The sequence below is a fragment of the Enterobacter sp. WI-ESBL-E8 genome (assembly GCF_053364895.1).
The window spans coordinates 3061146-3073352 of record NZ_JBRWXJ010000001.1 but is presented as its reverse complement, the minus strand read 5'-3'; the positions used below and the strand labels follow the sequence as shown (position 1 = coordinate 3073352).

Here is a 12207-nt window from a genome sequence, read left to right as displayed (position 1 = left end):
TGATTCACCTGAAAAATGCCGCACAACGTATTGACAACCAGGAGTTATCATGACGGTGCAGCAATCTAAAAGACGGCCTTTAAGCCGCTACCTGAAAGACTTTAAACACAGCCAGACGCATTGCGCCCACTGTAACAAGCTACTCGACCGTATCACGCTGGTTCGCCGTGGCGAAATCGTCAATAAGATCGCGATTTCGCGCCTCGACACGTTGATGGACGAAGCCGCATGGCTCGAAGAGCAAAAAGAGTGGGTGGCGCTTTGCCGTTTCTGTGGCGATCTCCACTGCAAAGAGCAAAGCGACTTCTTCGATATTATTGGCTTCAAACAATTCCTGTTTGAACAAACGGAGATGAGCCACGGAACCGTTCGCGAATATGTGGTTCGTCTGCGTCGCCTCGGCCAGCATCTGACCGTGAACAATATTTCCCGCGATCTGCTCAAGACCGGTTATCTGGATGAGAATCTGGAGCCGTGGCTGCCAGCGACCAGCACCAACAACTACCGTATTGCCCTGCGTAAGTATGCGCAATACAAGGTACAAATGCCGGGGGTCGTGAAGCAGAAAGCCCACGCCGGAACAACTTCTGATATATATTAAAAAAGAATAAGATGTAGCGCAGTCGCCTTTGACGTTGCAGGCGATTTCTCTACACTACGTAAAAATTCCACTATATCGGGGTATTTATGAAATTTGCACTTCTGGGTCGTCAGGCGCTGATGGGTGTTATGGCCGTTGCGCTGGTTGCGGGCATGAGCGTGAAAACGTTCGCTGCAGAAAACCTGCTGAATAAAGTAAAAGAGCGCGGTACGCTGCTGGTTGGGCTGGAAGGGACCTATCCTCCGTTCAGCTTCCAGGGCGATGACGGTAAGCTGACCGGTTTTGAAGTGGAATTTGCTGAAGAGCTGGCGAAGCACCTCGGCGTGAAAGCGTCCCTGAAACCGACCAAATGGGACGGTATGCTGGCGTCGCTGGATTCCAAACGTATTGATGTAGTTATTAACCAGGTGACCATCTCTGACGAACGTAAGAAGAAATATGACTTCTCCACCCCGTACACCGTATCCGGTATTCAGGCGCTGGTGAAAAAAGGCAACGAAGGCACCATCAAAACGGCTGCGGACCTGAAAGGTAAGAAAGTCGGCGTGGGTCTGGGAACCAACTACGAAGAGTGGCTGCGCCAGAACGTTCAGGGCGTGGATATCCGCACCTATGATGATGACCCGACGAAATACCAGGATCTTCGCGTGGGCCGTACCGATGCCATTCTGGTTGACCGCCTGGCAGCGCTGGATCTGGTCAAGAAAACCAACAATACCCTGGCGGTAGCGGGTGATGCGTTCTCTCGTCAGGAATCCGGCGTGGCCGTTCGTAAAGGCAACGAAGACCTGGTAAAAGCGATCGATTCCGCGATTGCTGACATGCAAAAAGACGGCAGCCTGAAGGCGCTCTCCGAGAAGTGGTTCGGGGCAGACGTCACCAAATAAGTCTTTGACGTAAAAAAAGGCGCTTTTAAAAGCGCCTTTTTTATTTCTTACGCGTCTGCGTGCATAATGAAAAATATCACATTTTGTCTGAGTTACCGGAGAACCCATGCCACTACAGAATTTAACGCGCTTTCCTCGCCTGGAGTTTATCGGCGCGCCAACGCCGCTGGAGTACCTGCCGCGATTTTCTGATTATTTAGGCCGCGATATTTTTATTAAGCGTGACGACGTGACGCCGATGGCGATGGGAGGCAACAAACTGCGCAAGCTGGAGTTTCTGGCGGCGGACGCCCTGCGCGAAGGCGCGGATACGCTCATTACTGCCGGGGCCATTCAGTCCAACCACGTTCGTCAGACGGCGGCAGTGGCGGCAAAACTTGGGCTCCACTGCGTGGCGTTGCTGGAAAACCCGATTGGCACGCGGGCAGAAAACTATCTGACGAACGGTAACCGCCTGCTGCTGGACCTGTTTAACGTGCAGGTTGAGATGGTCGACGCGTTGACCGACCCGACCGCCCAGCTTGACGAGCTGGCGACGCGTCTGGAAGCGCAGGGTTTTCGTCCCTACGTTATTCCCGTCGGCGGTTCGAATGCGCTGGGCGCGCTGGGGTATGTGGAAAGCGCGCTGGAAATCGCGCAGCAGTGCGAGGGCGCGGTAAGCCTCTCCTCCGTGGTGGTGGCGTCTGGCAGTGCGGGCACGCATGCCGGGCTGGCGGTGGGTCTGGAGCAGCTGATGCCGGACGTCGAGCTGATTGGCGTGACGGTTTCCCGCAGCGTGGCGGACCAGAAGCCAAAAGTGGTGACCTTACAGCAGGCGGTAGCCGGGCAGCTGGAGCTGAAGGCAAAGGCCGATATTCTGCTCTGGGATGACTATTTTGCGCCGGGCTACGGCACGCCTAACGAAGAGGGAATGGAAGCGGTTAAGCTGCTGGCGCGCCTCGAGGGCATTTTGCTCGACCCGGTCTATACGGGTAAAGCGATGGCCGGACTGATTGATGGCATTGCGCAGAAACGCTTTAAGGATGAAGGGCCGATTTTATTTGTCCATACCGGCGGGGCGCCTGCGCTGTTTGCCTACCATCCTCATGTCTAAAAATCAGGTCGAAAAATAATAATGCAAGAAAGTATTCAACTGGTTATTGATTCGCTGCCGTATCTGCTGAAAGGCGCGGTGTTTACATTACAGCTCAGTATTGGCGGGATGTTCTTCGGGCTGGTGCTGGGCTTTGTGCTGGCCTTAATGCGCCTGTCACCCATTCTGCCGGTACGCTGGCTGGCGCGTTTTTATATCTCCGTGTTTCGCGGTACGCCGCTTATCGCCCAGCTCTTTATGATCTACTACGGCTTACCGCAGTTTGGTATCGAGCTGGATCCGATCCCCGCAGCGATGATTGGCCTGTCGCTCAATACCGCAGCGTACACCTCTGAAACCCTGCGCGCGGCCATCTCCTCCATTGACAAAGGGCAGTGGGAGGCGGCGGCAAGTATCGGTATGACCCCCTGGCAGACGCTGCGCCGCGCCATCCTGCCGCAGGCGGCCCGGGTTGCGCTTCCGCCGCTCAGCAACAGCTTCATTAGCCTGGTGAAAGATACGTCCCTGGCGGCAACGATTCAGGTCCCTGAGCTGTTCCGTCAGGCGCAGCTGATTACCTCCCGCACGCTTGAAGTCTTCACCATGTATCTGGCCGCCTCGCTGATTTACTGGGTGATGGCGACGGTGCTTTCTGCCCTGCAAAACTACTTCGAAAACCAGCTTAACCGCCAGGAGCGTGATCCAAAATGAGTGCTATCGATGTCAAAAACCTGGTGAAAAAATTCCACGGTCAAACGGTGCTCCACGGGATCGATCTTGAAGTTGAGCAGGGTGAAGTGGTGGCGATTATCGGACCGAGCGGGTCGGGAAAGACAACGCTGCTGCGCAGCATCAACCTGCTTGAACAGCCGGAAGGCGGCACCATTCGGGTTGGGGAGATAACGATTGATACCGCGAAATCCATCAGCCAGCAGAAGGGATTGATCCGCCGCCTGCGCCAGCACGTCGGCTTCGTTTTCCAGAACTTCAACCTTTTCCCACACCGTACGGTGCTGGAGAACATTATTGAAGGGCCGGTCATCGTAAAGGGTGAATCGAAAGAGGAGGCGACGGCGCGCGCGCGTGAATTACTCGCCAAAGTTGGGCTGGCGGGTAAAGAGACCAGCTATCCGCGCCGCCTGTCGGGGGGCCAACAGCAGCGCGTGGCGATAGCGCGCGCGCTGGCGATGCGCCCGGACGTAATCCTTTTTGATGAACCGACTTCTGCGCTCGATCCCGAGCTGGTGGGGGAGGTGTTGAACACCATTCGCCAGCTGGCACAGGAAAAACGAACGATGGTGATCGTGACCCATGAGATGAGCTTTGCACGTGACGTTGCTGACAGAGCCATCTTTATGGACCAGGGAAGGATCGTGGAGCAGGGGCCGGCGAAGCGCTTATTCGCAGACCCTCAACAGCCGCGAACCCGTCAGTTCCTTGAAAAATTCCTCATGCAGTAGCATTTTTGCACTAATTTGCTCCAGAAATTTACCCTGGGGCAAATTATTCTCCCTCTTCACGCTGTGCCATGTTTTTTTATTCCGCCCTGCTCGGATAAACCTTATCAATAGTAAAGTTAATTGTGCTATTGCCGATATTTTGTAGTTAGAAATAAGTTTTCTGTGTTAGGTTATATTCACCATAATAATGATTATCTTTTCAGAGGCTTCATTTAGTAAGTATGAAGGATTCAGACTTTTTCACCTGGCGACGGGATTGCTCCCTCCGGTTTCAGGAATTGACCTGTGCCGACGAGGTATATCAGGAACTACAGAGACAAACACAGGCGCTGGAATTTGATTATTACGCGCTCTGCGTGCGCCATCCCGTGCCATTTACGCGGCCTAAGATCTCCGTGCAGACCACTTACCCAAAGCAGTGGATGGCGCAATATCAATCCGCGAACTATTTCGCTATTGATCCGGTTTTAAAACCGGAGAATTTCATTCAGGGCCATCTTCCCTGGACAGACGCATTATTCGCTGATGCACAGGAATTATGGCACGGCGCGCAGGATCACGGTCTACGCACGGGAATAACGCAGTGCCTGATGCTGCCTAATCATGCGCTCGGCTTCCTGTCAGTTTCCCGTACTAGTGTCCTGGAAGGACCGTTTGCCAGTGAAGAAATAGAATTGCGGTTGCAAATGCTGGTGCAAATGGCCTTAACCTCCCTGGTGCGTTTTGAAGATGGGATGGTCATGCCGCCCGAAATGAAATTCAGCAAACGCGAGCGGGAAATTTTGAAATGGACTGCGGAAGGTAAGACCTCAGCGGAAATAGCGATCATTCTCTCTATCTCGGAGAATACCGTTAACTTCCATCAAAAAAATATGCAGAAGAAATTCAATGCACCAAACAAGACGCAGATTGCGTGCTACGCGGCGGCTACGGGAGTGATTTGAGTAGATAAGACGTTCTGCGTGACAGACGAGATAACGGCTGAATGCCCTGCATTCAGCCGTTTTTTGTTACTGGCGGTAGGCTTGTTTGATCTGCTTAACGGTGTTCGCAAATACCGCAGATTCAGCCTGGTCTTCCATCTCCGCGATTTGTTTTTCCATTTTAATGATCACACGACCGGCGTCAGCCTGGCCCATCGCCTGCAGCATCAGCGTCAGCAGCGCTTTCAGGCAGTTTACTTCCTGTGCCAGTTCCTGGTTATTCTCCGCAGTGGCAAATTCAGGTGTGCTCATTTATTTTCCTCATTATTTAACGGCGCTAAAACGCGACGACGAAAGTCAAGGCGGCGGAGTATACCACAAGCTGTCGCAAAAAATGCAGCGGTTGTTTTTCGTACTTTTATGCGGATGTTTAATTGCGTAAACAGAGCGAGCCGGTAAACTGAGCTGCTGTTTCTGGCAATTAATTGTTTATGTCCGGTTCGCTTGCCGTTAATTATTGTTACAAAAATTTGAGAGCTGTTTTTTTGCAGGTCAAGCATGCAAGGTTTTTGTAACTTTTTGAATACAGATGCTTAAAAAAAGCCGCAACAGCACTGTATGTACGGGCTCGCTTTCCAGGGACTGTACAGGCTAATTTCCAAAAACGAGAGCGAAATCGAATAGCCGGTTTTTTAACGTTTTAATCTTGTGAGGAAAACCGTTAATATAAACCAAATTATCACTCAGTAGCGTTATCCCTATTCTGGAGACATTTCCTTTGATCAACGTCCTTCTTGTTGATGACCACGAACTGGTGCGCGCAGGGATACGACGCATTCTTGAAGATATTAAAGGTATTAAAGTTGCCGGTGAGGCGTGCTGTGGCGAAGATGCCGTAAAATGGTGCCGCACAAACTCCGCCGACGTGGTACTGATGGATATGAACATGCCCGGTATCGGTGGTCTTGAAGCAACACGCAAAATCGCGCGTACCTTTGTTGATACGAAAGTCATCATGCTGACCGTGCATACCGAGAATCCACTGCCTGCGAAAGTGATGCAGGCGGGCGCCGCGGGTTACCTGAGTAAAGGTGCTGCACCCCAGGAAGTGGTTAATGCTATCCGTTCCGTGTTTGCCGGGCAGCGCTACATTGCTTCCGACATTGCTCAGCAGATGGCGCTGAGCCAGATCGAGCCCGAGAAAACCGAATCGCCGTTTGCCAGTTTGTCCGAGCGTGAATTGCAGATTATGCTGATGATCACCAAAGGTCAGAAGGTGAATGAGATCTCGGAACAGCTGAATCTCAGCCCGAAAACGGTGAACAGCTATCGTTACCGGATGTTCAGTAAACTGAACATTCATGGTGATGTTGAACTGACGCATCTGGCCATCCGGCATGGTTTGTGTAATGCGGAGACGTTGTTAAGTCAGTGAGTGATGTGTTCGATTCAAAAGCATTTCTAAAAACCGTAACCAGCCAGCCTGGCGTCTATCGCATGTATGACGCTGGCGGTACGGTTATCTACGTGGGGAAGGCCAAAGATCTTAAAAAACGCCTCTCCAGCTATTTTCGCAGCAACCTTGCCTCCCGTAAGACCGAAGCGCTGGTCTCACTCATTCAGAATATTGATGTAACCGTCACGCACACGGAGACAGAAGCGCTGCTGCTTGAGCATAACTATATTAAGCTCTACCAGCCGCGTTATAACGTGCTGTTGCGTGATGATAAATCCTATCCGTTTATCTTTCTGAGCGGCGACACCCATCCGCGCCTCGCCATGCACCGCGGTGCAAAACATGCGAAGGGTGAATATTTTGGCCCGTTCCCTAACGGCTATGCCGTGCGCGAAACGCTGGCGCTGCTGCAGAAAATCTTCCCGATCCGCCAGTGTGAAAACAGCGTCTACCGTAACCGCTCCCGCCCGTGCCTGCAGTATCAGATTGGGCGCTGCCTGGGGCCCTGCGTTGCCGGGCTGGTGAGTGAAGAAGAGTACGCGCAGCAGGTGGAGTACGTGCGCCTGTTCTTAGCCGGAAAAGACGATCAGGTGTTAACGCAGCTGATCGAGCGTATGGAAAAAGCCAGCGCCTCCCTTGAGTTCGAAGAGGCCGCGCGAATCCGCGACCAGATCCAGGCGGTGCGCAGAGTTACTGAGAAACAGTTTGTCTCAAATACCGGTGACGATCTCGACGTCATCGGGGTGTCCTTTGACGCAGGGATGGCCTGCGTGCACGTTCTCTTTATTCGCCAGGGCAAAGTGCTCGGTAGCCGCAGCTATTTCCCGAAAGTGCCCGGCGGCACCGAGCTGGGTGAAGTGGTGGAAACCTTTGTCGGTCAGTTCTATCTGCAGGGAAGCCAGATGCGCACGCTGCCTTCTGAGATCCTGCTTGATTTCAATCTCGACGATAAAACCCTGCTGGCCGATTCGCTTTCCGAACTTGCCGGCCGTCGGGTCAATGTACAAACCAGGCCGCGCGGCGACAGAGCGCGTTACCTGAAGCTGGCGCGGACCAACGCGGCGACGGCGCTCACGACGAAACTGTCTCAGCAATCGACGGTGAACCAGCGCTTAACGGCCCTGGCGACGCTGCTGAAGCTGCCGGAAGTGAAGCGTATGGAGTGTTTCGACATCAGCCATACGATGGGTGAACAGACGGTTGCGTCCTGCGTGGTGTTTGATGCCAATGGCCCGCTGCGCGCCGAGTACCGCCGTTACAACATCACCGGCATCACGCCGGGCGATGACTATGCGGCGATGAATCAGGTACTGCGTCGTCGCTATGGTAAAGCCATCGAAGAGAGCAAGATCCCGGATGTGATCCTGATTGACGGTGGGAAAGGGCAGCTTGGCCAGGCGAAGGCGGTATTTGAATCGCTTGACGTCAGCTGGGATAAAAACCATCCGCTGCTGCTGGGCGTCGCAAAAGGGGCCGATCGCAAGGCCGGTCTGGAGACATTGTTCTTTGAGCCGGAAGGTGAGGGCTTCAGCCTGCCGCCGGACTCCCCGGCGCTGCACGTCATCCAGCATATTCGCGATGAGTCACACGACCATGCCATCAGCGGCCACCGTAAAAAGCGGGCCAAGGTAAAAAATACCAGTACCCTGGAAACGATTGAAGGCGTGGGGCCGAAGCGTCGGCAGATGCTGCTGAAGTATATGGGCGGATTGCAAGGATTACTCAACGCCAGTATGGAAGAAATTGCAAAAGTGCCGGGTATTTCGCAAGGGCTGGCAGAAAAGATCTACTACTCGTTGAAACATTGAGGGCTCTGTAGCAACATAGAGCTAAATTTTACTGACAACAAATAGTTACCGTCACTATGCAATATAATATCCCTACGTTGCTCACTCTCTTTCGTGTTGTACTCATCCCGTTCTTTGTACTGGCGTTTTATCTCCCGGTCGTCTGGGCACCTTTTGCCTGCGCATTGATCTTCCTGATTGCAGCGGTCACCGACTGGTTCGATGGCTATCTGGCCCGCCGCTGGAACCAAAGCACCCGTTTCGGTGCCTTCCTCGATCCGGTAGCGGATAAAGTCATGGTCGCTATCGCGATGGTGCTGGTGGCCGAGCACTATCATACCTGGTGGGTAACGCTGCCGGCAGCAACCATGATCGGCCGTGAGATCATCATCTCCGCGCTGCGCGAGTGGATGGCTGAACTGGGCAAACGCAGCAGCGTGGCGGTCTCCTGGATTGGTAAAGTGAAAACGACAGCGCAGATGGCGGCGCTGGTCTGGATGCTCTGGCGTCCGAACGCCTGGGTTGAATGGGCGGGAATTGGTCTGCTGTGGGTGGCGGCAGTGCTGACGTTATGGTCAATGCTGCAATATTTGAACGCTGCGCGCGGGGATTTGCTTGATCAGTGATCGTTTCGCCGTAATTTTCAGCAAACGATCCGGGGATGCAAAAAATAACGTTGACTCATAACGTCATATCAGTAGAATGCAACGCATCGAACGGCGGCACAGTAAGCCGGACGATAATGAAATCAAGTGGTTAGAAGTTAACTTGATGACATGCGGGAATAGCTCAGTTGGTAGAGCACGACCTTGCCAAGGTCGGGGTCGCGAGTTCGAGTCTCGTTTCCCGCTCCAGATTAAAGACATGCGCAATAGCGGGTGTCAGTTTGAAAGATTTAACGGCGCGTTAGCAAAGCGGTTATGTAGCGGATTGCAAATCCGTCTAGTCCGGTTCGACTCCGGAACGCGCCTCCACTTTCTTCCCTGGCCGGATGGTGGAATCGGTAGACACAAGGGATTTAAAATCCCTCGGCGTTCGCGCTGTGTGGGTTCAAGTCCCACTCCGGCTACCATGGGAAACAAAGAATAATCAAAGCAATAAGCAGTGTCGTGAAACCACCGAAAGGTGGTTTTTTTGTACCTGAGATCCGGCCTCACACCCCGCCCAAATAAGCCTTCCTCACCTCCTGATTACCCAGCAGCTCCTCGCCGCTGCCGCTTAGCCGGATCTGTCCGTTAACCATCACGTACCCTCGGTCAGACAGCTTTAACGCGTGATGCGCATTCTGCTCCACCAGAAAAATGGTCATCCCGTTGCGGGCCAGCTCGCGCAGCGTCTGGAAGATCTGTTTCACCACTATTGGGGCTAAGCCCAGGCTAGGTTCATCCAGCAGCAGCAGTTTAGGGCGGCTCATCAGCGCCCGGGCAATCGCCAGCATCTGCTGTTCCCCGCCGGACATGGTCATGGCGCGCTGTTTGCGCCGCTCTTTCAGGCGAGGGAAGAGGTCAAACATGGTTTGCATATCGTCAGCGGCAAACTGGCTGCCAATGGGGATGGTGCCCATCAGCAGGTTCTCTTCAACGGTCATATCGGGAAAGATACGTCGTCCCTCAGGTGCCTGCGCAATGCCGCCTGAGGCGACGTAGTGGGTGGATTTATGGCTGATATCTTCACCACCGAAAAGGATCTGCCCGTTGCGGATACGGGGCTGGCCAAAGATGGACATCAGCAGCGTTGATTTCCCGGCGCCGTTTGCGCCAATCAGCGCCACGGTTTCACCCTTATTGACCTCCAGAGAGACCTGCTTCAGCGCCTGAATGACGCCGTAGAACACATCCACTTCGCGAAATGCCAGCAGCGGTTCGCTCATAGGGTGACCTCGCTTTCGTCAGTGCCCAGGTAGGCGGCAATCACCTTTTCATCATGCTGGATCTGCTCGGGTTTTCCTCTGGCAATCACATCGCCGTGGTCGAGCACGATAATGTCGTCTGAAATCTCCATCACCATCCCCATATCGTGTTCAATCAGTAATACCGTGATGTCATGGCGATCCCGCAGAAAGCGAATAATACTGCTCAGCTTGTGCGTTTCAACCGGGTTAAGCCCGGCAGCGGGTTCATCCAGGCAGATCATTTCCGGCCCGGTGCACATTGCTCGCGCAATTTCCAGACGCCGCTGCTGGCCGTACGACATCTCTCCCGCCAGGCGATTGGCGCACTCCACCAGATCCACCACTTCCAGCCAGTAGAAGGCCCGGTCCAGGGCGTCGCTTTCCGCCCGACGGTAAGCCGGCGTATTTAAGATCCCGGCGAGCAGATTGCGGTTTACGCGCATGTGCTGTGCGACCAGCAGGTTTTCCACCACCGACATCTCGCGAAAAAGGCGGATATTTTGAAACGTGCGGGCCAGCCCTGCGCGGTTGACCAGGTGCGTTCCGCCAAACATTTTGTAGAAAAGACGCTGCCCTAACTGGGCGGGATGGATCCAGTCGCCGGGCTGGAATTTTTGTCCGAGTACCTGAATGACGTTGGTCGTTTTATTGCGGGTATTAAATAAAATGTTGCCGCCCGAGGCTCTGTAGAAGCCCGTCAGGCAGTTAAATACGGTGGTTTTTCCCGCCCCGTTGGGCCCAATAAGGGCGGTAATTGACCCGCGCTGAACGTCGAGGTTGACGTCGTTTAGCGCTTTAATCCCGCCGAAGTGCATCATTAAATGTTCAACGCGTAATATCGTTTCGTTCATGGCGCGACGCCCTTACGCACGGCAAACCCGCTGCGGTTAATGCGGATCAAACCGCGTGGACGCCAGATCATCATCACCACCATGAGCATGCCAAACAGCAGGACACGGTACTCTGCAAAACTGCGCAGCAGTTCTGGCGTGACCGTGAGCACAAAGGCGGCCAGCACCACGCCCAGCGTCGAGCCCATGCCGCCCAGCACGACGATGGCGAGGATCAGCGCGGATTCAAAAAACGTGAATGAGGTTGGGTTCACGAACCCCTGGTAGGTCGCGAAGAACACCCCGGCAATGCCCGCGGTTGACGCGCCCAGCGTAAACGCCGAGAGCTTGACCAGAACATGATTCAGCCCCATTGAGCGACAGGCAATTTCGTCTTCACGCAGGGCTTCCCACGCCCGGCCAATCGGCATTCGCGTCAGGCGGTGCTTGATATAGAGTACCAGCATCACCACCAGAAACAGCACCGCATAGATAAAGATAAATTTCATGTTCGGGTTGTAGGTCAGGTGGAAGAACTCGTGAAACGGCACCCCACCTTCTTTCGCGCGCCGACCAAATTCCAGACCGAAGAAGGTGGGGGGAGGGGCCGAAACGCCGTTAGGCCCGCCGGTGAAGGTCAGCCAGTTGTTCAGGATCAGGCGAATAATCTCCCCGAACCCAAGAGTGACGATGGCCAGATAGTCACCGTGCATGCGCAGCACCGGGAAGCCGAGCAGGGCACCCGCGGCGGCGGCCATGATTGCCGCCAGCGGCAGCATGCTCCAGAAGCCCAAGCCGAGATACTGGTACCCCAGCGCCAGGCCGTAAGCGCCAATCGCGTAGAAAGCGACGTATCCCAGGTCCAGCAGACCGGCCAGACCCACGACGATGTTCAGCCCGAGACCCAGAAGCACGTAGATCAGCCCGAGGATGGCGACGGTCAGCACATATTTGGTGGCGACAAACGGGAAGCAAACCGCAAGGGTAATCACCAGAGGAATAATCCAGCGCATGCGGCTTTTGTATTCCGGTGGCCGGACATACACGCCTGCGCTATCGGCCTCGAAGCGCGCCTGGAAACGGGCGCCGGCAGGGGTACCTAAAAAAGCGCTCAGCAGAAAACGCCCCAGCATCACAATGCCGACCATCCAGGCCAGGCGCTGGCCGGCGAAGTTAAAGCTGTACCCGTCCAGCACCACGCCCGCAATGGGGCCGAAGATAATTAGCGCAATCAGCCCGGAGAAAATCGCGTCCAGAATGCAGCGTCTAAGCGAAAAAGTGTGCGATACCATGTCGTTCT

The 12207-nt window shown here is 54.2% G+C and carries 14 protein-coding genes and 3 tRNA genes; 12 read left to right on the top strand and 5 right to left on the bottom strand.

Translation table 11 applies throughout. From position 1 onward, the window contains the following. The first annotated feature begins 49 nt into the window (after positions 1-49). The 6 genes from fliZ (at position 50) to sdiA (ending at position 4964) form a co-directional block, all read left to right on the top strand. Positions 50-601 (top strand): flagella biosynthesis regulatory protein FliZ, encoded by a 552-nt coding sequence (gene fliZ, locus ACWHWP_RS14650; protein ID WP_010432406.1) that lies wholly within the window; start codon positions 50-52, stop codon positions 599-601. Between the two features lie 86 nt (positions 602-687). Further along, on the top strand, positions 688-1488 hold the full coding sequence (gene tcyJ, locus ACWHWP_RS14645) for a cystine ABC transporter substrate-binding protein (protein WP_021240470.1): 801 nt from the start codon (positions 688-690) through the stop codon (positions 1486-1488). Positions 1489-1594: 106 nt separating this feature from the next. Continuing rightward, on the top strand, positions 1595-2581 hold the full coding sequence (gene dcyD / locus ACWHWP_RS14640; protein WP_059310218.1) for a D-cysteine desulfhydrase: 987 nt from the start codon (positions 1595-1597) through the stop codon (positions 2579-2581). A gap of 21 nt (positions 2582-2602) precedes the next feature. Then, complete coding sequence (gene tcyL / locus ACWHWP_RS14635) at positions 2603-3271, top strand: cystine ABC transporter permease (RefSeq protein ID WP_047345976.1); 669 nt, start codon at positions 2603-2605, stop codon at positions 3269-3271. After that, on the top strand, positions 3268-4020 hold the full coding sequence (gene tcyN, locus ACWHWP_RS14630) for an L-cystine ABC transporter ATP-binding protein TcyN (protein WP_047345975.1): 753 nt from the start codon (positions 3268-3270) through the stop codon (positions 4018-4020). The genes tcyL and tcyN overlap by 4 nt, the downstream gene beginning before the upstream one ends. A gap of 221 nt (positions 4021-4241) precedes the next feature. Further along, positions 4242-4964 carry a transcriptional regulator SdiA gene (gene sdiA, locus ACWHWP_RS14625; RefSeq protein WP_059310217.1) on the top strand — a complete coding sequence of 241 codons (723 nt, stop codon included), beginning with the start codon at positions 4242-4244 and terminating at the stop codon, positions 4962-4964. A 66-nt stretch (positions 4965-5030) separates the two neighbouring features. Here the strand turns inward: sdiA and ACWHWP_RS14620 are convergent, their stop codons facing one another. Both ACWHWP_RS14620 and ACWHWP_RS14615 read right to left on the bottom strand, forming a co-directional pair. Further along, positions 5031-5255, bottom strand: a complete 225-nt coding sequence (locus ACWHWP_RS14620; RefSeq protein WP_008500345.1) for a DUF2594 family protein — start codon at positions 5253-5255, stop codon at positions 5031-5033. Then, positions 5252-5503, bottom strand: coding sequence for a hypothetical protein (locus tag ACWHWP_RS14615; protein WP_447855889.1), 252 nt, complete (start codon positions 5501-5503; stop codon positions 5252-5254). The genes ACWHWP_RS14620 and ACWHWP_RS14615 overlap by 4 nt, the downstream gene beginning before the upstream one ends. Before the next feature lie 218 nt (positions 5504-5721). On the opposite strand from ACWHWP_RS14615, the gene uvrY reads away from it, so the two are divergent. From uvrY to ACWHWP_RS14585, 6 genes are all read left to right on the top strand, one after another. Further along, on the top strand, positions 5722-6378 hold the full coding sequence (gene uvrY, locus ACWHWP_RS14610; protein WP_013096026.1) for a UvrY/SirA/GacA family response regulator transcription factor: 657 nt from the start codon (positions 5722-5724) through the stop codon (positions 6376-6378). After that, on the top strand, positions 6375-8207 hold the full coding sequence (gene uvrC, locus ACWHWP_RS14605; protein WP_059310216.1) for an excinuclease ABC subunit UvrC: 1833 nt from the start codon (positions 6375-6377) through the stop codon (positions 8205-8207). Before uvrY ends, uvrC begins: the two co-directional genes overlap by 4 nt. A 56-nt stretch (positions 8208-8263) precedes the next feature. Then, on the top strand, positions 8264-8812 hold the full coding sequence (gene pgsA / locus ACWHWP_RS14600; protein ID WP_008500348.1) for a CDP-diacylglycerol--glycerol-3-phosphate 3-phosphatidyltransferase: 549 nt from the start codon (positions 8264-8266) through the stop codon (positions 8810-8812). A gap of 152 nt (positions 8813-8964) precedes the next feature. Next, positions 8965-9040 (top strand) — tRNA-Gly (locus ACWHWP_RS14595). Positions 9041-9086: 46 nt separating this feature from the next. Further along, positions 9087-9160 (top strand) — tRNA-Cys (locus ACWHWP_RS14590). A gap of 11 nt (positions 9161-9171) precedes the next feature. Then, positions 9172-9258: transfer RNA gene (locus tag ACWHWP_RS14585), tRNA-Leu, on the top strand. Positions 9259-9339: 81 nt separating this feature from the next. Here the strand turns inward: ACWHWP_RS14585 and ACWHWP_RS14580 are convergent. From ACWHWP_RS14580 to livM, 3 genes are read right to left on the bottom strand one after another with little or no spacing between them, the layout of a single operon-like run. Next, entirely contained in the window at positions 9340-10056 is a 717-nt protein-coding gene (locus ACWHWP_RS14580) for an ABC transporter ATP-binding protein (protein WP_059312425.1), read from the bottom strand. Beyond that, positions 10053-10928: an ATP-binding cassette domain-containing protein gene (locus ACWHWP_RS14575; RefSeq protein ID WP_063431875.1), complete on the bottom strand. Its 876-nt coding sequence runs from the start codon at positions 10926-10928 to the stop codon at positions 10053-10055. The genes ACWHWP_RS14580 and ACWHWP_RS14575 overlap by 4 nt, the downstream gene beginning before the upstream one ends. Next, positions 10925-12199 carry a high-affinity branched-chain amino acid ABC transporter permease LivM gene (gene livM, locus ACWHWP_RS14570; RefSeq protein WP_059312427.1) on the bottom strand — a complete coding sequence of 425 codons (1275 nt, stop codon included), beginning with the start codon at positions 12197-12199 and terminating at the stop codon, positions 10925-10927. Before livM ends, ACWHWP_RS14575 begins: the two co-directional genes overlap by 4 nt. Positions 12200-12207 lie beyond the last annotated feature (8 nt).